Source organism: Neisseria sp. P0008.S002 (genome assembly GCF_051962805.1).
GTDB classification, from domain to species: domain Bacteria; phylum Pseudomonadota; class Gammaproteobacteria; order Burkholderiales; family Neisseriaceae; genus Neisseria; species Neisseria perflava.
This window is the reverse complement of record NZ_JBQCUY010000006.1, coordinates 1-19,122: the sequence shown is the minus strand read 5'-3', so window position 1 is coordinate 19,122 and position 19,122 is coordinate 1. Positions and strand designations below refer to the sequence as shown.

Sequence of the window (19,122 nt, the reverse complement as noted above, 5' to 3'; positions counted from 1 at the left end):
TTATGGAAAAGGGTGGAATGGGGCGGGCGTTTGACCCGCCGGGTTTCAGACGGCCTGAAAGCTGAAATCAGGCTTTCGGCTGAATGAGGTGGACATCACATTGTGGGAATGGGATGTTGATGTTGGCGGCACGCAGGTTTTCAACCACTTGCTCGTTCAGGGCGAATCGGAACGGGCCAAGATTTTCTTCTTGTGTCCACGCCCAAAGGGTAATTTCGATGGCGCTGTCGCCAAGGTTGGTAATGTATACGACGGCAGGTCGTTCTTCGGTTTGAACACACAATGGATGCTCGGTTGCCGCTCTCAATACGGCGGCTTTGGCGGCTTTCAAGTCGCAGGCGTAGTCGACGCCGACAACGACTTGGGCGCGGCACAGGGGCAGGGAGGAGCGGTTGGTGATGCTGTTGGTCATGACCACGCTGTTGGGCAGGACGACTTCTTCGTTGTCCGGCGTACTCAAAGAGGTCTGCACCATTTTGATTTCGCGGACGATACCTTCAAAACCGTTGACACGGATAAAGTCGCCGACTTTAAATGGGCGGAACAGGATAATCAGCGCGCCGGCGGCGAAGTTGGACAGTTGGTCTTTCAAAGACAAAGCCACGGCCAAGCCTGCGCCGCCGATCAAGGCGGTAACGGAAGTGGTCGGGATGCCGAGTTTGCCCAGTGCGGCGATGATGACGAGGATCAGCAGGCCGATGTTGGCGACGTTGCCGAGGAAGCTGACCAGTGTTTTATCGACTTTGGCGCGTGTCAGCGCAGCTTTCATCAGTGTTACTAAGCGCGTGGCGATCCAGCGGCCGATAAAGAAGATGGCCAAGGCGGCCAGCAGGTTCATGCCGAAAGACATGCCGGTTTGGGCGAGTTGTTCCCAGCCGGAGAAGGAGGAGAGGACTTGAAGATCGAAATTCATAATTGTGTGTGCGTGTGAAGTTGTTTAAAAGGTTATTGTAAAACAAGGCCGTCTGAAAAACTAATGATTTGTTTTTTCAGACGGCCTTGATGTGTTTTTAAGTTTTTCGGTTTAACGTAAAACAGTTTTGCTCCAACGGCTCACCCATTGTTTTTGTTTGGTGTTGATGTCGGCGCGATTGGGGGAATCGCTGTGTTTTGGGGTTTGGGCAAACTCGAATACTTTGGGCAGCGGCGTGTTTTTGGCAGCCGGATAGACCCACATTTCGGCAGGCAGGGCTTTTTGCACTTCGCCGCTTTGCAGCCAGCTCACCAGTTTGGCCGCCAGCTCGGGTTGTTTTGCGCCTTTCAAAACGGCCGCGCCTTCAACTTGGCGGAATGTGCCGCCTTTGAGGAAGAGGTTGCCGGTGGGTGGGGTGCTGTATTTGCCTTTGGAGTAGTGGACTTCGGCCGCCGGGCTGGTGGCATAGCTGACCACGAGGGGATAGGCACCGCCGTTTTGGGTAAAGTCGGTGTAGTAGGCTTCGCTCCAGCCTTTGGCGACTTTCACGCCGTTTTGGCGCATTTGGGCCCACCATTTGAATGCGCCTTCTTCACCCATGCCGCCGATGTTGGCCAAGAGGAAGGAGAGGCCGGGCGAAGATGTGGCGGGAGACGGGGTTACCAGAAGGTTTTTATATTCCGGTTTGGTCAGGTCTTGCAGGGTTTGCGGCAGGGGCAGTTTTTTCTGTTCAAACCATTTTTTGTCGTAGTTGATGGCGACATAGGCGTAATCGACGGCCAGCGCATCGGGCAGGGAAGCGGTCACAGGCGCGGATTTGGGTTGGCTGGCGGCGAGGATGCCGGCGGCTTTGGCTTTGCCGATGTTGGCGTTGTCCAAACCGTAAACCGCATCGGCAATCGGGTTGGCTTTGCTCAAAATCAGCTTGTTGAGCATTTCGTTGCCGCTGCCTGCCTTGATGACGGACACTTTGGCATCGTTGGCTTTTTCAAATTGCGCGATGACAGATTGGGGTAGGCTGAAGGATTTGTGCACGGCCAGACGCACTTCGGTTTGGGCGTACAGGTTTGCCGAAGCCAGCAACAGGGCCAAGGCGGACAATTTCAGTTTCATTCTCTTTCCTTTGTACGGGTAAAATACGAAATATCATAACAAAATCTGCATATCAAGGCACGATATGAATTATTCCCCCGTTTGGCTGTTTGACCTCGACAATACTTTGCACAATGCCGAAGCCGGCATTTTCTACATCATCAACCGCGCCATGACCGAATACATGGCAGGCCGTCTGAAGCTTTCCGAAGAAGCCGCCTCCCACCTGCGCCAAGATTATTGGCACCGATACGGCGCGACGCTTGCCGGTTTGCAAATCCACCATCCCGAAGTCGATATCGATGAATTTTTGCGTGAAAGTCACCCCCTTAAGCAAATTTTGGCAAAGGTGGAGGGTATGGATGGAACTGATGACGTTTTAGGCCGTCTGAAAGGGCGAAAAGCCGTATTTTCCAACGGGCCTTCGTTTTATGTCCGCGCATTGGTTGAAGCCTTGGGCTTGGAAGCGCATTTTGACGGCTTGTTCGGCACGGACGACTTCGGCCTGCTCTACAAACCCAATCCGCAGGCCTATCTCAACGTCTGCCGCCTGTTGGGCATCAAACCCGAACAGTGCATTATGGTGGACGACAGCGCCGACAATCTGCACCAAGCCAAAGCCTTGGGCATGAAGACCGTTTGGTACGGCGAAAAAGCCCATCCGTTGCCATTTGCCGACGGCATAGCGAAAGATATGCAGGGCTTGCTTGAATTTTGCACAAAACTGCCGTGAAGTTTTGAAAAAACAAGTACAATACACGGTATTGCCTACATTTAAAAACAAGGACAACATCATGCGTAAACTCGCTTTAATCCTGACCGCCGCCGCCGTTTTGGCCGGTTGCTCTTGGGAAACCTACACCAATGAATCCGGCCGTACCGCCGTACGCCAAAAATATGCTACCGGCACACCTATCGTTTATCAGGACGGTACTTATTCTAAAAACATGAATTACAACCAGTTCCGCCCAGAGCGCCGCGCCGTCCAATCCAATCAAGCGGATCATGCTGAACACGGCGAACGCGGCCAACATTGGCAAAAACCGCAATTTGCCAACCAACAGCCAGCAACCGAATAACAATATCCCCAAGGCCGTCTGAAACGGAGTGAAAAATAACCAACACTTGTTGCCCCACTTTTCAGACGGCCTCAAACAACGACAACGGAAACCGTATCATGGCTCAGACAGCTTTAAATATCGTCATCCTCGCCGCCGGCAAAGGCACGCGCATGTACTCCAAAATGCCCAAAGTGCTGCACCGCATCGGCGGCCTTCCCATGGTTGAGCGCGTTATCGACACCGCTGCCTCCCTGAATCCCCAAAACATCTGCGTCGTCATCGGCCACGGCAAAGAGCAAGTCTTGGACACCGTCAAACGCGATGTCGTTTGGGTTGAACAAACCGAACAGCTCGGTACCGGCCACGCCGTCAAAACCGCCCTGCCGCACCTGTCTGCCGAAGGCCGCACGCTGGTGTTGTACGGCGACGTTCCCCTGATTGACGCAGCCACCCTCGAAACCCTGCTCGAAGCCGCAGGCAGCGAAGTCGGCCTGTTGACCGACGTGCCTAACGATCCGACAGGTTTGGGCCGTATCATCCGCGACAGCAACGGCAGCGTAACCGCCATTGTCGAAGAAAAAGATGCTGATGCCGCCCAAAAAGCCGTAAAAGAAATCAATACCGGCATTTTGGTTTTGCCCAACGCCAAACTCGAAACTTGGTTGAACAGCCTTTCCAGCAACAATGCCCAAGGCGAATACTACCTGACCGACCTCATCGCCAAAGCCGTTGCCGACGGTATTAAAGTTCATCCCGTCCAAGTCCGCGCCTCCCATCTGGCCGCCGGCGTGAACAACAAACTCCAACTGGCCGAACTCGAGCGTATTTTCCAAACCGAACAGGCGCAAGAATTGCTCAAAGCAGGCGTCACCCTGCGCGATCCAGCACGTTTTGATTTACGGGGCCGTCTGAAACACGGACAAGATGTCGTGATTGACGTCAACGTCGTCATCGAAGGCGAAGTCGAACTCGGCGACAACGTCGAAATCGGTGCCAACTGCGTGATCAAAAACGCCAAAATCGGTGCCAACACCAAAATCGCGCCATTCTCCCATTTTGAAGGTTGCGAAGTGGGCGAAAACAACCAAATCGGCCCATACGCCCGTTTGCGTCCGCAAGCCAAACTGGCCGACGACGTACACATCGGCAACTTCGTCGAAGTCAAAAATGCCTCCATCGGCAATGGTACCAAAGCCAACCACCTCACCTACATCGGTGATGCCGAGATCGGCAGCAAAACCAACTTCGGCGCCGGCACGATTATTGCTAACTACGACGGCGTGAACAAACACAAAACCGTCATTGGCGACGAAGTGCGCATCGGTTCAAACTGCGTACTGGTTGCCCCCGTTACCCTCGGCAACAAAGTGACGACAGGCGCGGGCAGCGCGATTACCCGCAACTGCGAAGACGGCAAACTCGTTCTCGCCCGTTCGCGCCAAACCGTCATCGAAGGCTGGGTGCGTCCGGAAAAAGGCGATAAGAAGTAAGGCCGGTCTTTTATTTGTTTTCAGACGGCCTTGAGAAACATAAAAGGCCGTCTGAAACCTAGATTTGCCATTTCAATGAATATAAAACGGCGTTTTCCGACTGCCGCTTTCGGGAGCCGGAGCAGCAGTCATTTTCTCAAACTTTTGATACTAAGGAACTTAATATGTGCGGTATCGTAGGTGCTATTCGCGCCAATCACAATGTAGTCGATTTTCTGACCGACGGTCTCAAACGCCTTGAATACCGAGGCTACGATTCGTCGGGTATCGCCGTCAACATGGACGGCAAAATCAAACGCGTCCGCCGTGTCGGCCGCGTGCAGCTGATGGAAGATGCGGCACGCGAAAAAGGCGTGTTCGGCCATATCGGCATCGGCCACACCCGTTGGGCAACCCACGGCGGTGTAACCGAGCCTAATGCCCACCCTCATATTTCCGGCGGCATGATCGCGGTTGTCCACAACGGCATCATCGAAAACTTTGAAGCCGAACGTGAACGCCTGAAAGCGTTGGGTTACACCTTCGAATCGCAAACCGATACTGAAGTCATCGCCCACAGCGTCAACCACGAATACACACAAAACGGCGGCAAACTGTTTGAAGCCGTCCAAGCTGCGACTGCCCGTTTCCATGGTGCATACGCCATTGCCGTTATCGCACAAGACAACCCTGAACAAATGGTTGTTGCGCGCATGGGCTGCCCGCTGTTGGTAGCCTTGGGCGACCAAGAAACCTTTATCGCTTCCGACGTATCCGCCGTGATCGCCTTTACCCGCCGCATCGCTTACTTGGAAGACGGCGACATCGCCCTGTTGAACGCAAACGGTATCGAAAAATTGCTCGATAAAACCGGTGCGCAAACCGAACGCGCGGTTAAAGTATCCGAATTGTCTCTGGCTTCTTTGGAGTTGGGCCCATACAGCCACTTCATGCAAAAAGAAATCCACGAGCAACCCCGCGCCATCGCCGATACCGCCGAAGTCTTCCTTGATGGCGGCTTCGAACCTGAAAACTTCGGCGCCAACGCCCGCGAAGTGTTCGACGATATCCACAGCATCAAAATTCTTGCTTGCGGTACGTCCTACTATGCCGCGCTGACCGCCAAATACTGGTTCGAATCCATCGCCAAAGTGCCGACCGACGTGGAAATCGCCAGCGAATACCGCTACCGCGACGTGATTGCCGATCCGAAACAATTGGTCATCACCATTTCCCAATCCGGCGAAACTTTGGACACCATGGAAGCCCTAAAATACGCGCAATCCTTGGGACACAAACACAGCCTGTCTATTTGTAACGTGATGGAATCCGCCCTGCCGCGTGAAAGCGAATTGGTACTGTACACACGCGCCGGCGCAGAAATCGGCGTTGCCTCTACCAAAGCATTCACGACCCAACTGGTTGTCCTGTTCGGCTTGGCCGTTACCTTGGGCAAACAACGTGGTCTGGTTTCCGATGAACAGGCGCGTGAATACGTTGAAGAATTGCGTCAACTGCCGGGCAGCATTCAGCACGTTCTCAACCTTGAGCCACAAATCGCCGCTTGGGCGCAAAAATTTGCCAAGAAAACCAGCGCACTCTTCTTGGGTCGCGGTATCCACTTCCCAATCGCCCTTGAAGGCGCATTGAAGCTGAAAGAGATTACCTATATCCACGCCGAAGCTTATCCTGCGGGTGAGCTGAAACACGGTCCGTTGGCCTTGGTGGACGAGAACATGCCTGTTGTCGTGATTGCCCCGAACGACAGCCTGTTGGACAAAGTGAAAGCCAATATGCAGGAAGTCGGCGCACGCGGCGGCGAACTCTTCGTCTTCGCCGACCTCGACAGCAACTTCAACGCCACCGAAGGCGTGCACGTTATCCGCGCCCCACGCCACGTCGGCGTACTCTCGCCGATTGTGCACACCATCCCCGTGCAACTCCTGTCTTACCACGCCGCCCTTGCACGCGGTACAGATGTGGACAAACCGCGCAACTTGGCTAAATCAGTAACGGTTGAATAAGTAATTGACCGGTTAAAAAAGGCCGTCTGAAACCTGAGATTTGGGTTTCAGACGGCCTTTTCATTTTAAGAATCCGATTTATTTTTCGTATTCAGAAATGTATTGTGCAACAGCAGCTTCAGGATTGCTGGCCTGAATGACTTTAGGCGCTTCTTGATAGCCACGTTTTCTCAGATTTCCTTCACGCAATTTGTTGCCTTGTAAGCCAAGTACAATGCCTACACCGAAGCCAAGTGCGCTGACAAGGCTTCCCATGGCCTGATTGTCACCGGCGATTAAATTCAAAATTATAAATACAACAAAGATTCCGATACCCAAGCCCCATATTTTTTTCACGCATGCCCAGATGCCGCCAAAGAAAAATGCAGGCCAAGACCAACCTTGTTTGACAGCTTCATATTGACCTGTCGGATTTTTGAATATTTTGTAAGTTTTCATAAAATATATTCCTTTTACGATCAAAAATTGAAAAAACAAGTGATTGTATCACGATAACATAAACGATTTGAATAATTAAGAAAACAGGCTGTCTGAAAAATCTTTCAGACGGCCTGTTGTTTTAAAGCGTTTTATTCTGCACCGACAACGACGGTGTTGAGGTCTTTGAATTTGATGCGGCGTTGCCATGCGTCGCGGACTTGTTCGACGGTCAGGCTGTTGATGGCTTTGGGATAGGCTTCCAAGTAGTCGTTGGGCAGGTCGTAGAGGCCGATCAGGCTCAGGTAGTTGAGCAGTTTGTCGTTGGAGTCATAGCGCAGGGGGAAGCCGCCGACGATATTGGCTTTGGCCTGTTTCAGCTCGGCTTCGGTCGGGCCTTCGGCGATAAACTGCTCGATGACGGCTTGGGTGTCGGCCAGTGAGGCTTTGGTGTTTTTCTTTTGGGTGGAGTAGGAAACCGCAAACGTACCTTCTTCTGTCGCCGGGGCGAGGCTGCTGTATACGCCGTAGGTGTAGCCGTGTTGGTCGCGCAAAACTTTCATGAGGCGGCTGTCGAAACCGCCGCCACCGAGGATGTAGTTGCCGGCAACGAGGGCGTAGTAGTCGGGGTCATGGCGTTTGATGAGGGAGGTGCCGAGCAGGACTTGTGCCTGTGTGCCGGCAAAGGGGATGTCGCGGCGTTGAGCGGTTTGTTTGGAAACGGGAGGGATGGCGTGGGTTGCAGTGGCTTTGACCGGCAGGTCTTTGAGGACGAGCTCGACCAGTTGCTCTGCCTGTTTGCGGTTGAGGTCGCCGACGATGGCGACGATGGCGTTGTCTTTGCCGTAGTGGGTGCGGTGGAAGGCGCGGATGTCGTCCAGACTAACTTGTTTGAGGCTGTCGACGGTTATGTTTGCGCCGCTGCCGTAGGGGTGGTTCGGATAGATGAGCTTGGTCAGTTCGCGCGTGGCGGTGTAGTCGGGGGTGGTTTCCTGTTGTTGCAAGCCGGTAATGGATTGGATTTGACGGCGGCGGAAAACGGCTTCGTCAAAGCGCGGACGGGTCAGCGAGTGGTTGAGCAAGTTGGCGGCTTTGTCGCGGATGTCGGCTTTGCTGAGGCTGCGGAAGCCTGCGGATGCGCTTTCGGCATTGCTGTCGCTGCTGATTTGTGCGCCGATGTTGTCGGCTTCGGCATTGAAGGCTTCTTCGTCCAGTTCTTGGGTGCCGTCGGTCAGAAGGGCGGCGGTAAATTCGGCAACTTGGCTTTTGCCGTCCAGATTGGCGACGCTGCCTGCGCCCTTGAAGCTGACTTCAAGGTCGATGATGGGGTTTTCGTGGCGTTCGACAAGGAGGATTTGGGTGCCGTCGTGGTTGCGCCAGCGCTGGATGTCGGTGGCGGCTTGGACGCTTAAGGGCAGGAGTAGGGCAAGGGCGAGCAGGGTGGGTTTCATGTTGTGGCTTTCTGTTAAGGCCGTCTGAAAGGGTATGGGCTTTCAGACGGCCTGATGTTTATCGGCGTTTGGCAGCTTTTTTGCTTGGCGCGGCGGCAGGTTTTTGCGGCTCGATGATGACGGTGCTCATGCGATCGTCGGTCAACATCTGGGCGGCGGCCTGTACTTCTTGCGCGCTGACTGCCTGCAAGCGGCGGTGGATTTCTTGTTCGTCGGTATATTGGAAACCGCGCGCTTCGAGGCGGCCCATCATGGAGGCTTGGGAAGACATGGAGTCTTTGGCGTAGATTTCGCTGACCGCTGCCTGGGTTTTGACGCGCTGCAATTCTTCTTCGGAAACGCCGTTGTCGGCAATGTCTTTGATTTCTTGGCGCAGCTGGGCAATCAGAGTATCGGTTTTCACGCCTTCGGCAGGCATAGCCATGACGCTGAACAGCGGCATTTCACGGCTGATGATGTCGTAATGCGTTCCTGCGTTCAATGCGGTTTGCTTGCCGCGCACGAGGTTTTTATCAAAACGGCTGGACGCGTTGCCTGCCAAAATATCGGAAAGGATGTCGAGGGCGAAAGGCATCGTGTCATCGAGTTTTTGGAGTTTCGGCACACGGAAGTTGATGGCAATCAGCGGCTGGTGTGTAACCGGAGAAGTGGCTTTGACCGTAACAGGCTTGCGCAAATAGGGTTCGGTATGGAGTTTGTTGCGCGGCGGCTGGGCTTTGGCCGGAATATCGCCAAAGAGTTTGGCGGCCGTCTGAAGCGTTTGTTTGGCATCGACATCGCCGACAATGACCAATACGGCATTGTTGGGCGCGTAATATTGTTTGTACCACGCGCGCAAGTCGTCGGCTTTTAGGGTGTGCAAATCTTTCATGTAGCCGATGACGGAGGCGCGCATGGACGGTTGGGTAAAGGCGGCAAGATAGGCTTGTTCCCACATTTTGCCGTCGGCTGTGTCTTCCGTGCGCAGGCGGCGTTCTTCACGGATGACGTTCATCTCGTTGAGGAATTCTTTGTCGCTGAAGTTGAGGTTGTGCATGCGGTCGGCTTCGAGCTTCAGAATCTCGGGCAGGTTGGCGGCGGCGACGTTTTCGTAATACACCGTTTCATTTCGGTTGGTATAGGCATTGTTTTGTCCGCCCAGCTCGGACACGCGGCGGTTGAATTCACCGGAGGGAACGTCTTTCGTGCCTTTAAACATCATGTGTTCCAAAGCGTGGCTCAGGCCGCTTTTGCCCGGTTTTTCATCCACGCTGCCGATTTTGTACCAAATCTGCGAAACGGCCACAGGCGCGCGGTGGTCTTCTTTGACGATGATTTTCAGACCGTTGGGCAGGGTTTCAGAAAGCGTCTGTGCCCATGAGGCGGCAGGCAGCGCGAAGGCAAGCATTAAAGCAATTCGGCGTAACATGGTTCAATCCGTAAAATGAAAATCAATCGCCAAAGTATAGCGGAAAATCTGCAAAGATTGGCCGAATGTTTCAGACGGCCTGCGGCTTTATCTGCTGATTCACATCAAGCGCGGCCGTTGCCAATCTTTACCGTCGCGCCTCATTCGCGGATAATCCCAAACATTCCCGTTTCCAACCATCACAAAGGAATCATCATGGCATTTTTGAAACTGACCGAACAAAATGTTCAAGGCAAAACCGTTCTGATCCGCGCCGATATGAACGTACCGTTCAAAGACGGCAACATCAGCGACGACACCCGTATCCGCGCTTCGCTCGCATCCATTAAATACTGCTTGGACAACGGCGCGTCTGTGATCGTGATGACCCACCTCGGCCGTCCGACCGAAGGCGAATTCCATCCTGAAGACGATGTGGCGCCTGTTGCCGCGCATTTGGGCAAACTGTTGGGCAAAGACGTGAAAGTATTGAACGACTGGCGTGAAAACAAACCGACTTTGAACGCCGGTGATGTCGTGATGCTGCAAAACGTGCGCATCAACAAAGGCGAGAAGAAAAACGACTTGGAGCTGGGCAAAGCCTACGCTTCTTTGTGCGACGTGTTCGTCAACGACGCATTCGGTACCGCCCACCGCGCCCAAGCTTCGACTGAAGCCGTTGCCCAAGCCGCACCGGTTGCCTGCGCCGGCGTGTTGATGGCGGGCGAACTTGACGCTTTGGGCAAAGCCCTGAAACAACCGGCTCATCCGATGGTTGCCATCGTTGCCGGCAGCAAAGTGTCTACCAAACTGACCATCCTCGAATCTTTGGCCGACAAAGTTGATCAACTGATCGTCGGCGGCGGTATTGCCAACACATTCTTGCTGGCAGAAGGCAAAGCCATCGGCAAATCTTTGGCCGAACACGATTTGGTGGAAGAATCCAAAAAAATCATGGCGAAAATGGCGGCCAAAGGCGGCTCTGTTCCGCTGCCGACCGATGTGGTTGTTGCTAAAGCCTTTGCCGCTGATGCGGAAGCTGTGGTGAAAGACATTGCCGACGTTGCCGAAGACGACATGATTTTGGACATCGGCCCGAAATCCGCCGCTGCTTTGGCCGAGCTGCTCAAAGCTGCCGGTACGGTGGTATGGAACGGCCCGGTCGGCGTGTTTGAGTTTGACCAATTTGCCGGCGGTACCAAAGTATTGGCCGAAGCGATTGCCCAAAGCGATGCGTTCTCGATTGCCGGCGGCGGCGACACTTTGGCGGCGATTGCCAAATTCGGCGTGACCGACCAAATCAGCTACATCTCCACCGGCGGCGGCGCGTTCCTCGAATTCTTGGAAGGCAAAGAGTTGCCTGCCGTAGCCGCTTTGGAAAAACGCGGCGCATAATCGGTTTTAATCTCGATGGCTGAATAAAGGCCGTCTGAAATCTGGAAATCAGGTTTCAGACGGCCTTATTTATTTTGTTGAAATGTGTTATCGGTTTAGGCGGTTTGCGTATCCGACTGTCTGTGCAATGCCTGATAACACGGCGCAAGTTGGCGGATGATGAGGTCGAGCTGGTGTTTGAGGATTTGGTTTTGTTGGGACTGCTCTTTGTCGGTCTGTTCCAAATCGGCAAACTCCTGTCGGATGGCTTCGATGCTTGCATCGAAGGTGGTCGGTTCGGTCTGCGGCATTTGTTTGAGGAGTTCGGCGATGTGGTGGGTCAGGCGGGCATATGGGGCGAAGGTATCGCTGCCGTCGTGATGAACCTGGTCGCGGTATGCGCCGAGCGCGGAAATGTGGCCGGTCAGTGCATAGCTGGTTTTGAGCAGGGTAAAACCGTCTTGCAGGCGGTCTTGGTATTTTTTCGGGTTGCTGCTTATGTCGGATAAGGTGCTGCTGAGGGCGGCGGTGCTTTCGTGGGCTTGGCGGCGGGTGAGGCGGTAGTCGACATCATCGCGGCTGCCGTTTTGCAGCTGGTCGAGGATGGCATCGAGATAGCGGCCGTTAGCAGTGATGGTTTGGGCGGCGGTGTGGCTGAGGGTGAGGTAACGCCAATCGGGCCAGAGGTAGGTGGCGGCGGCCCATGCGATAACGGAACCGACGATGGTGTCGATGATGCGGATGGGCATGGCGTGGTACACATCCAAACCGGCAAGCGAAAGGCTGGTCAGGGCTTGGATGGTGATGAAGAAGGTGGAGAAGCTGTATTTGTAGCTTCGGGTCATGAAGAACAGGGTGGTGCTGGCGATGACAATCCAAAGCTTGGTTTCAACGGACGGGGTGAAGTAGGGGACGAGCGAACCAACAATCACGCCGAGAATCGTGCCGGCGATACGTTGGTACACGCGGCTTTTGGTGGCGGTGTAGTTGGGTTGGCAGACGAAAAGGGCGGTCAGCAGAATCCAGTAGCCGAGGTTGAGATGGAGGATTTCGACGATGATGCAGGCCGCGGCCACGACGATGGAGAGGCGGGTGGCATGACGGAAGACGCCGGATTCGAAATTGAGCTGGCTGAGGACGGTTTCGCCGATATTGCGGAACTTGGTGTTTTCAAGGGCGGCGATGCGGGTGTCGGTGTTGTCGTTTTCGGCAAGGGACGCATCGTTTTGCAGTTGCCGCAGTTGGTAATCGACGCTGCTGAGGTTGTCGAGCAGGCGGCGGATATTGTGGAGGTTGGCATTGTCGGCGTGGGTCTCGGCAAAATGGCCGAGGGACTGGCGGCAGCCTTCCATGGCGCGGCCGAGGCGTTTGCTGTATGCGTAGGGTTTGTTGTTGCGCAGGGTGGCGGCAATGTTGCGGCATGCCTGACCCTGCATTTCGAGCAGGCGGCGGATGCGGAAGATGAGGTCGGTGTTTTTGAGCTGCTCGGCCATTTCGCTGTAATCGACGTGGGCGGAGCTGATGCGTTCGTGCATGTCTTGCGCGCTGAGGTAGTAGCGCAGCATTTTGGCGGTACGCGGATGGCGGTGTTGGCCGCGCAATCGGTAGAAAAGTGCGCCGCGGCATTGGTTGAAGGCGGTAATCACGCCGGTGTTGCTCATGGCCAAGTCGATTTGGCGGTTGCCCAACCATGCGGCTTCGTCGGGGTCGAAAAAGTCGGCTTTGGCATCGAAGTAGTTGCTGAGTGCGTCGTAGGCGTTGGCAACGGTTTCTTGGACGGGGCGGTGGGGCAGGATGATTTGGAAGATCAGGGTGTTGACGCTGTATAGGACAGTGCCCAACAGAATCATGACGGGGTTGGTCAGCCAGTAGGTCTCGGGTGTGTAGGTCAGCGTGGTGTAGGTGGCGACGGCGAGCGCACCGAAAGCGAAGGTGCGGTATTTGAGGCCGACGGTGCCGAGGATGGTGAAGCCGAAAGTCATCAGGGTCATGGCCAAGATGAAGGGAACGCCTGTGCCGATGGTGCTTTGGGCAAGCAGTGAGGAGAGGGTGAACAGGGCAACGGTGATGACGATGTTTTTCAGACGGCCTGTGAGGCGGTTGTCCAAGTCGACCAAACCGCCGGCAATAATGCCGAGTACGAAGGGCATGACGAGCTTAGGCGTGTTGAAGTGCCAAACGAGGGTGGCGGCGATGAACACGCTGGCGAAGACGGGCAGGGAGGCAATGATCAGAGGTTTGAGCGGCGGAGTGTTCATGATGGTGTTGTTTATTATTCGTTATGAGGTGAATGATTGGATTTTAACAGGATTTTCAGTCGGTTTCAGAATGTTTGAAATAGGATAAGGCCGTCTGAACGGATACGGGGAAATACTTGATTTCGTTTCCACATTTGTTCAGACGGCCTTTTTTGGCTTGCGCCATCAGGTCATCAGGTTGAGGTCGCTGATGCGGTCGTAGAGACGCTCGGTATTGTTGCCCTCGTCGTGCATTTGAATGCGCAGGCGCAAATCGTTGGCGGAAACTGCTTGGCGCAGGGCTTCGCTGAGTTCGATTTGGCCCTGTGCGTAGAGGTTGAAGAGGTTTTGGTCGAACGTCTGCATGCCGTTGCTGCCGGAGCGTGCCATCAGGTCGCGGATTTCCAGCAATTCGCCTTTGAAAATCAGGTCCTGCATGGCCGGAGTGTTGAGCAGGAGGTCGGTAACGGCCGTGCGTTGGCGGTTTTTCTTGATGGTGAGGCGTTGGCCGATGATGCCGACGAGGTTTAACGCCAAATCCATCAAAACTTGTTGGCGGCGGTCTTCCGGATAGAAGTTGATAATGCGCTCGATGGTTTGGGAGGCCGTACTGGCATGGATGGTGAAAACGCACAGATGGCCGGTTTGAGCCAGTTGAAGGGCGTATTCCATGCTTTCTTCGCTGCGGACTTCGCCGATACAGACGACATCGGGTGCTTGACGCATGGCGCTTTGAACGGCAATTTTCCAGTTGTCGGTATCGATGCCGATTTCGCGCTGGGTGAAGATGCTGCGGCAAGGTTTGTAGATAAACTCGATGGGATCTTCGATGGTGACGATATGGCCGGGCAGCTTTTGGTTGCGGTAGTTGAGCATGGAGGCCATGGTGGTGGACTTACCCGAACCGGTCGGGCCGGCGAGGATCAGCAGGCCGCGTGGCGCGAGTGCAAGCTCTTGGAGCTTTTCGGGCAAACCGAGGGTTTTCATCTCGGGAATGTCTTGGCTGACGCGGCGCAATACCATGCCGACGCGGCCTTGCTCGTGGTAGGCGTTGACGCGGTAGCGTGTGTTGCTGCGCGATTGGACGGAATAGTTGATTTCCCAGTCGCGGTTGAAGGCTTCGAGTTGGTCGGGGTTCATGGTGGATTCGGCGATGGCGGCGGTGTCCGCGCCGGTCAGCGCTTTGTGGGGCATGGGCGTGAGGGTGCCGCCGACTTTAATGGCAGGAGGAAAGCCTGCGCTGATGAAGATGTCGGACGCGTTGCGTTTTTCGGCCTCTTCACACATGCGGTCGAGCAGGGGATGAAGATGTGTGCCGATTTCGGCCGGGGTGGGGATGTGCGGTGCTTGGTTTTTTTGTGAGTAGGCTTGCACCATTTCGCTTAACAGGTCGTGCAGAGGGGCGAGGTCGCTCATGATGATTCTCTTTAAAACGGGTATTCGGTCAGGCTCAAAGGCCGTCTGAAAACGGGATGATGGGGTTCAGACGGCCTGGGTATGGTTTAGAAAACAGAGAGGTTTTCGATGTTTTGCGCCTTGCTGCGTGCCAGCTCGGGGCTGATGGTGCCTTGGCGGACAAGGGTTTGCAGGGCTTGATCGAGGGTTTGCATACCGTGGGCCTGACCGGTTTGGAGGGCGGCGTTGATTTGGGCGATTTTGTTCTCGCGGATGAGGTTGCGCACGGCCGGTGTGGAAATCAGGATTTCGTGTGCGGCGACGCGGCCGTTGCCGTCGCGGGTTTTCAGCAGGGTTTGGGAAATGATGGCGCGCAAGGATTCGGACAACATGGAGCGCACGATTTCTTTTTCGCCTGCAGGGAATACGTCGACAATACGGTCGATGGTTTTGGCGGCGCCTGTTGTGTGCAGCGTGCCGAAAACCAAGTGGCCGGTCTCGGCGGCGGTCAGGGCGAGGGAGATGGTTTCAGGGTCGCGCATCTCACCGATCAAAATCACGTCTGGGTCTTCGCGCAGGGCGGAACGTAGGGCGTTGGTGAAGCTGTGGGTGTGCTGATGCAGCTCGCGCTGGTTGATGAGCGCTTTTTTGCTTTGATGGACGAACTCAATCGGGTCTTCGATGGTCAGAATGTGGGCCGGTTGGGTTTCGTTGATGTAGTTGACCATCGCCGCCAGCGTGGTGGATTTACCCGAACCGGTCGGGCCGGTTACCAAGACCAAACCGCGCGGATTTTCGGCAATTTTTTGGAAAATGCGCGGCGCACGCAATTCTTCCAGCGTCAGGACGGTGCTCGGAATGGTACGGAATACGGCGGCCGGGCCGCGTTCGGTCATAAAGGCGTTGACGCGGAAACGGGCAACATTAGGCAGCTCAAATGAGAAATCGACTTCAAAATCCTGTTGATAGAGCTTGCGCTGGTGGTCGTTCATGACCGAGGTAATCATGGTGCCGACTTCTTCCGAGCTCATCTCGGGCAGGTTGATGCGGCGGATGTCGCCGTGTACGCGTATCATGGGGGAAATGCCCGAACTCAAATGGAGGTCGGAGGCTTTGTTTTTCACGCCGAACGCGAGTAAGTCGGTAATCTGCATAATGTGGCCTTGTTTTGGTTTAGAATAATAAAATCGCTTTATTTTAAATAGATAAATCCGTTCGACCAAGTAAAATTTTCAAAATGCCGAGTGATGAACGGGTTAAAGGAGAAAACCATGTCGGTATTGCAACAAAACTATCAGGACGTATGCCGGGCGGTTGAACAGGCGGCTGAGGCTGCAGGACGGTCTGCGGATGCGGTGAAGCTGGTGGCGGTCAGCAAGACGTTTCCAGCAGACGATATTCGCGAAGTGTATGCGGCCGGTCAGCGCGATTTCGGCGAGAACTATATTCAGGAATGGTTTGAAAAAACGGAAACGCTGGCCGATTTGCCGGATATTGTTTGGCACGTTATCGGCGATGTGCAGTCTAATAAAACCAAATTTGTGGCCGAACGCGCACATTGGGTGCATACGATAGGCCGTCTGAAAACGGCGCAGCGCTTGAGTGAACAAAGGCCGTCTGAAATGCCGCCGTTGCAGGTGTGCATTGAAGTGAACATTGCCGCGGAAGAAGCAAAACACGGCGTAGCGCCCACTGAAGCGGTTGCGCTGGCCCTTGAAGTGGCCAAGTTGCCGAATATTAAAGTGCGCGGATTGATGTGTGTGGCCAAGGCCGACAGCAGCGATGATGAGTTGCGCAGCCAGTTTCATACCATGCAGCGGCTGTTGGCTGAGTTGAACGCGGCAGGCGTCGAAGCAGATGTTTTGTCTATGGGGATGTCCGGAGATATGCCAATCGCGGTAGAATGCGGCGCAACCCATGTCCGCATCGGCAGCGCGATTTTCGGCAAGCGGCATTATCCTCAATAAAAGTAATAGGCCGTCTGAACAGGGCAGACAGCAGTTTCAGACGGCTTGATCGATATCACAAAGGAGTGACATATATATGAATATCTATTTTCTCGGCGGCGGCAATATGGCGACTGCCATTGCAGGCGGTTTGGTCAAACAAGACGGCTATCGTGTCCACATTGTCGAACGCGGCGCCGAAAGACGGGAGCAACTGGTACAAGAATTGGGCGTAGCCACTTCTGAAAACCTGCCCGAATTGAGTGCGGACGATGTCCTCATTCTCGCTGTTAAACCGCAAGACATGCAGGCAGCCTGTCAAAACATCCGTTTGAATGGCGCGCTGGTGTTGTCCGTAGCGGCAGGTTTGTCCATCGATACCCTCAGCCAGTATCTGGGCGGCACACGCCGTATCGTGCGCATCATGCCCAATACGCCGGCCAAAATCGGTTTAGGCGTATCCGGTATGTTTGCCGATGCAGGCGTTTCAGAAGCTGACCGTACAGCCGCCGACGGCATCATGCGCTCTGTCGGTACAACCGTTTGGCTGAACGAGGAAGATCAACTCCACAATATTACCGGCATCAGCGGCAGCGGCCCCGCCTATGTTTTCTATCTTTTGGGCGCGCTCCAAAATGCGGCTTTGGCACAAGGTTTCAACGAACAAGACGCACGCGAACTGAGCCTTGCTACATTTAAAGGCGCAGTGGCTTTGGCCGAACAGACCGGCGAAGCATTTGCACAATTACAGCAAAACGTGACTTCCAAAGGTGGCACGACACACGAAGCCATCGAAACCTTCAAAGCCCGTCACGTTGCCGAAGCCATCGAACAGGGCGTAGAAGCCTGCGTCAAACGTTCGCAAGAAATGGCGCAACAATATAAGGCCGTCTGAACATGCGCGGCGACTTGCTCTTATTATTGGCAGACGCTATTGCCATCCTGTGTATCACGCGCTTTTTGCTCCGATACGCAGGATTGGCAGCAGAACACCCCCTGCTCAAATTCAGCATACAGGCAACAGGCTGGCTGACCAAACCTTGGCAAAAAGCATTCCCATCCGGCGAGAAAACCGATTGGTACTGCCTGCCCGCAGGTTTTCTGGTGTACTACCTTGCCTGTACCGCCATTATTTTCATCTCGCCGGCGCTGTCCATCAGCAATAAGCTGATTTTGGCAAACTTCTGGTTTGCCGCACTCCATATGCTGAAAGCCGCGGCCTATACATTACTTATTGGTCTGATTATTAGAATGGTGAGCAGCATACAGGGCCGCTATTCCCCGTTGGCTTATGCCATCGAACGAATTCTGCAGCCATTGCTCAAACCATTTTCCTTCTTACGCGCAGGACGATACGATTTTTCAGGCAGTCTGTTGGCACTCTTATTATGGTTGTGGCTGGCCCGATGGTTTCCCCAACTTATCCAGCAAACCAACCTATGTTTGCTTCAATAGGCCGTCTGAAAGCGCAGCAGGTATTAACGACCAAAAATACAACGTCCTAAAAAGCGTATTAATATATTTAGGCGTAAGGTAGTGCAAAAAAGTGCAAATCGAAATATAAAGAACAAATGAATAGGTAAAACATGATATGATTCGCCCAATTTCCAAAACGGAAATTCAAGAAAACCCAATAAAAGCAAACCCGTAGCATCCAAATCATTAACAACAAACCGAAAGCAGACACCATGGCAAAGCTGACAGAACAAGATATTTTAAACTGGGATGGTCCTGAAGAGGACTACATGAACAGCGACCAATTGGCCTTCTTCCGCGAACTACTGGTTAAAATGCAAGAAGAACTGATTGAAAATGCAAACACCACTACCGGCCATCTTCAAGAGCACGAATCCGCTCCCGATCCAGCCGACCGAGCTACTCAAGAAGAAGAATACGCTTTAGAACTGCGCACCCGCGATCGCGAGCGTAAACTTCTCAATAAAGTGCAAGCGACTCTCCGCAGTATTGACGAAGGCGATTACGGTTTCTGTGCCGATACCGGCGAACCCATCGGCCTCAAGCGCCTGCTGGCACGTCCGACCGCGACATTGTCCGTAGAAGCGCAAGAGCGACGCGAACGAATGAAAAAACAGTTCGCCGACTAAAATATAGATATAGAAACCTCAAAAGGCCGTCTGAAAGAGCATTTCAGACGGCCTTTAGTTTGTGTTTTTTTTGTATGTATGGATTGTGTAGGAAGGTTGCTGGAGTTTTTTATAAAATAAAAACCCTGTTAAAACAGGGAAGTGATTAAATTTCAGAAAATAATTTTGTGAAATGTGTTGACTGGTTTTGTAGGTAGGCGTATAGTTCGGTTCTTCGCTGCTGACGCGGTGAAGAAAACGAAGCAGACAGT

The 19,122-nt window shown here is 53.8% G+C and carries 17 protein-coding genes and 1 pseudogene; 9 read left to right on the top strand and 9 right to left on the bottom strand.

The window, feature by feature from the left end:
- Window positions 1–67: 67 nt before the first annotated feature.
- Window positions 68–913 carry a mechanosensitive ion channel family protein gene (locus tag ACTHSA_RS07770; RefSeq protein WP_070624847.1) on the bottom strand — a complete coding sequence of 282 codons (846 nt, stop codon included), beginning with the start codon at window positions 911–913 and terminating at the stop codon, window positions 68–70.
- Between the two features lie 111 nt (window positions 914–1,024).
- Window positions 1,025–2,026 (bottom strand): thiamine ABC transporter substrate-binding protein, encoded by a 1,002-nt coding sequence (locus ACTHSA_RS07765; RefSeq protein WP_070624845.1) that lies wholly within the window; start codon window positions 2,024–2,026, stop codon window positions 1,025–1,027.
- Window positions 2,027–2,090: 64 nt separating this feature from the next.
- Here ACTHSA_RS07765 and ACTHSA_RS07760 point away from each other — a divergent pair, with 64 nt between their 5' ends.
- The 4 genes from ACTHSA_RS07760 to glmS all read left to right on the top strand — a co-directional run bounded on the left by ACTHSA_RS07760 (window position 2,091) and on the right by glmS (window position 6,559).
- Window positions 2,091–2,738: a pyrimidine 5'-nucleotidase gene (locus tag ACTHSA_RS07760; protein ID WP_070624843.1), complete on the top strand. Its 648-nt coding sequence runs from the start codon at window positions 2,091–2,093 to the stop codon at window positions 2,736–2,738.
- Window positions 2,739–2,799: 61 nt separating this feature from the next.
- Window positions 2,800–3,084 (top strand): membrane lipoprotein lipid attachment site-containing protein, encoded by a 285-nt coding sequence (locus ACTHSA_RS07755; protein WP_003686634.1) that lies wholly within the window; start codon window positions 2,800–2,802, stop codon window positions 3,082–3,084.
- Between the two features lie 98 nt (window positions 3,085–3,182).
- Window positions 3,183–4,556 carry a bifunctional UDP-N-acetylglucosamine diphosphorylase/glucosamine-1-phosphate N-acetyltransferase GlmU gene (gene glmU / locus ACTHSA_RS07750; RefSeq protein ID WP_070624841.1) on the top strand — a complete coding sequence of 458 codons (1,374 nt, stop codon included), beginning with the start codon at window positions 3,183–3,185 and terminating at the stop codon, window positions 4,554–4,556.
- A gap of 164 nt (window positions 4,557–4,720) precedes the next feature.
- Window positions 4,721–6,559 carry a glutamine--fructose-6-phosphate transaminase (isomerizing) gene (glmS, locus tag ACTHSA_RS07745; RefSeq protein WP_070624839.1) on the top strand — a complete coding sequence of 613 codons (1,839 nt, stop codon included), beginning with the start codon at window positions 4,721–4,723 and terminating at the stop codon, window positions 6,557–6,559.
- 78 nt (window positions 6,560–6,637) lie between these two features.
- Here the strand turns inward: glmS and ACTHSA_RS07740 are convergent, their stop codons facing one another.
- From ACTHSA_RS07740 to ACTHSA_RS07730, 3 genes are all read right to left on the bottom strand, one after another.
- Window positions 6,638–6,997, bottom strand: a complete 360-nt coding sequence (locus ACTHSA_RS07740; protein ID WP_004519228.1) for a DUF2628 domain-containing protein — start codon at window positions 6,995–6,997, stop codon at window positions 6,638–6,640.
- Between the two features lie 131 nt (window positions 6,998–7,128).
- Window positions 7,129–8,427 carry a M16 family metallopeptidase gene (locus ACTHSA_RS07735; RefSeq protein WP_039861906.1) on the bottom strand — a complete coding sequence of 433 codons (1,299 nt, stop codon included), beginning with the start codon at window positions 8,425–8,427 and terminating at the stop codon, window positions 7,129–7,131.
- Window positions 8,428–8,485: 58 nt separating this feature from the next.
- Window positions 8,486–9,835, bottom strand: coding sequence for a M16 family metallopeptidase (locus ACTHSA_RS07730; protein ID WP_070587823.1), 1,350 nt, complete (start codon window positions 9,833–9,835; stop codon window positions 8,486–8,488).
- A 195-nt stretch (window positions 9,836–10,030) separates the two neighbouring features.
- Here ACTHSA_RS07730 and ACTHSA_RS07725 point away from each other — a divergent pair, with 195 nt between their 5' ends.
- A complete protein-coding gene (locus tag ACTHSA_RS07725) occupies window positions 10,031–11,209 on the top strand; it encodes a phosphoglycerate kinase (protein ID WP_036493913.1) in 1,179 nt (392 codons plus the stop codon).
- A 95-nt stretch (window positions 11,210–11,304) separates the two neighbouring features.
- On the opposite strand, the gene yccS is transcribed toward ACTHSA_RS07725, so the two are convergent.
- The 3 genes from yccS to ACTHSA_RS07710 all read right to left on the bottom strand — a co-directional run bounded on the left by yccS (window position 11,305) and on the right by ACTHSA_RS07710 (window position 15,974).
- Window positions 11,305–13,446 (bottom strand): YccS family putative transporter, encoded by a 2,142-nt coding sequence (yccS, locus tag ACTHSA_RS07720; protein ID WP_440378855.1) that lies wholly within the window; start codon window positions 13,444–13,446, stop codon window positions 11,305–11,307.
- Between the two features lie 165 nt (window positions 13,447–13,611).
- Window positions 13,612–14,841 (bottom strand): PilT/PilU family type 4a pilus ATPase, encoded by a 1,230-nt coding sequence (locus tag ACTHSA_RS07715; protein WP_039861910.1) that lies wholly within the window; start codon window positions 14,839–14,841, stop codon window positions 13,612–13,614.
- Window positions 14,842–14,927: 86 nt separating this feature from the next.
- A complete protein-coding gene (locus ACTHSA_RS07710) occupies window positions 14,928–15,974 on the bottom strand; it encodes a type IV pilus twitching motility protein PilT (RefSeq protein WP_004519239.1) in 1,047 nt (348 codons plus the stop codon).
- Window positions 15,975–16,091: 117 nt separating this feature from the next.
- Between ACTHSA_RS07710 and ACTHSA_RS07705 the strand changes: the two genes are divergently transcribed.
- The 4 genes from ACTHSA_RS07705 (at window position 16,092) to dksA (ending at window position 18,871) form a co-directional block, all read left to right on the top strand.
- Window positions 16,092–16,787, top strand: coding sequence for a YggS family pyridoxal phosphate-dependent enzyme (locus ACTHSA_RS07705; protein WP_070624835.1), 696 nt, complete (start codon window positions 16,092–16,094; stop codon window positions 16,785–16,787).
- Window positions 16,788–16,863: 76 nt separating this feature from the next.
- Window positions 16,864–17,661, top strand: coding sequence for a pyrroline-5-carboxylate reductase (gene proC / locus ACTHSA_RS07700; RefSeq protein WP_004519241.1), 798 nt, complete (start codon window positions 16,864–16,866; stop codon window positions 17,659–17,661).
- 2 nt (window positions 17,662–17,663) lie between these two features.
- Window positions 17,664–18,221 carry a YggT family protein gene (locus ACTHSA_RS07695; RefSeq protein ID WP_004519242.1) on the top strand — a complete coding sequence of 186 codons (558 nt, stop codon included), beginning with the start codon at window positions 17,664–17,666 and terminating at the stop codon, window positions 18,219–18,221.
- A gap of 233 nt (window positions 18,222–18,454) precedes the next feature.
- Entirely contained in the window at window positions 18,455–18,871 is a 417-nt protein-coding gene (gene dksA, locus ACTHSA_RS07690; RefSeq protein ID WP_004519243.1) for an RNA polymerase-binding protein DksA, read from the top strand.
- Window positions 18,872–18,925: 54 nt separating this feature from the next.
- Here dksA and ACTHSA_RS07685 read toward each other — a convergent pair.
- A pseudogene (locus ACTHSA_RS07685) lies at window positions 18,926–19,122 on the bottom strand (hypothetical protein); the annotation flags it as partial.

Bases quoted from the DNA above. Each gene is read 5' to 3' on its own strand.
- ACTHSA_RS07695 (WP_004519242.1), top strand. From the start codon at position 17,664: ATGCGCGGCGACTTGCTCTTATTATTGGCAGACGCTATTGCCATCCTG.
- ACTHSA_RS07735 (WP_039861906.1), bottom strand. From the start codon at position 8,427: ATGAAACCCACCCTGCTCGCCCTTGCCCTACTCCTGCCCTTAAGCGTC.
- ACTHSA_RS07765 (WP_070624845.1), bottom strand. From the start codon at position 2,026: ATGAAACTGAAATTGTCCGCCTTGGCCCTGTTGCTGGCTTCGGCAAAC.
- glmU (WP_070624841.1), top strand. From the start codon at position 3,183: ATGGCTCAGACAGCTTTAAATATCGTCATCCTCGCCGCCGGCAAAGGC.
- ACTHSA_RS07770 (WP_070624847.1), bottom strand. From the start codon at position 913: ATGAATTTCGATCTTCAAGTCCTCTCCTCCTTCTCCGGCTGGGAACAA.
- proC (WP_004519241.1), top strand. From the start codon at position 16,864: ATGAATATCTATTTTCTCGGCGGCGGCAATATGGCGACTGCCATTGCA.
- ACTHSA_RS07705 (WP_070624835.1), top strand. From the start codon at position 16,092: ATGTCGGTATTGCAACAAAACTATCAGGACGTATGCCGGGCGGTTGAA.
- dksA (WP_004519243.1), top strand. From the start codon at position 18,455: ATGGCAAAGCTGACAGAACAAGATATTTTAAACTGGGATGGTCCTGAA.
- ACTHSA_RS07755 (WP_003686634.1), top strand. From the start codon at position 2,800: ATGCGTAAACTCGCTTTAATCCTGACCGCCGCCGCCGTTTTGGCCGGT.
- ACTHSA_RS07730 (WP_070587823.1), bottom strand. From the start codon at position 9,835: ATGTTACGCCGAATTGCTTTAATGCTTGCCTTCGCGCTGCCTGCCGCC.
- ACTHSA_RS07740 (WP_004519228.1), bottom strand. From the start codon at position 6,997: ATGAAAACTTACAAAATATTCAAAAATCCGACAGGTCAATATGAAGCT.
- ACTHSA_RS07725 (WP_036493913.1), top strand. From the start codon at position 10,031: ATGGCATTTTTGAAACTGACCGAACAAAATGTTCAAGGCAAAACCGTT.
- glmS (WP_070624839.1), top strand. From the start codon at position 4,721: ATGTGCGGTATCGTAGGTGCTATTCGCGCCAATCACAATGTAGTCGAT.
- ACTHSA_RS07715 (WP_039861910.1), bottom strand. From the start codon at position 14,841: ATGAGCGACCTCGCCCCTCTGCACGACCTGTTAAGCGAAATGGTGCAA.
- ACTHSA_RS07710 (WP_004519239.1), bottom strand. From the start codon at position 15,974: ATGCAGATTACCGACTTACTCGCGTTCGGCGTGAAAAACAAAGCCTCC.
- ACTHSA_RS07760 (WP_070624843.1), top strand. From the start codon at position 2,091: ATGAATTATTCCCCCGTTTGGCTGTTTGACCTCGACAATACTTTGCAC.
- yccS (WP_440378855.1), bottom strand. From the start codon at position 13,446: ATGAACACTCCGCCGCTCAAACCTCTGATCATTGCCTCCCTGCCCGTC.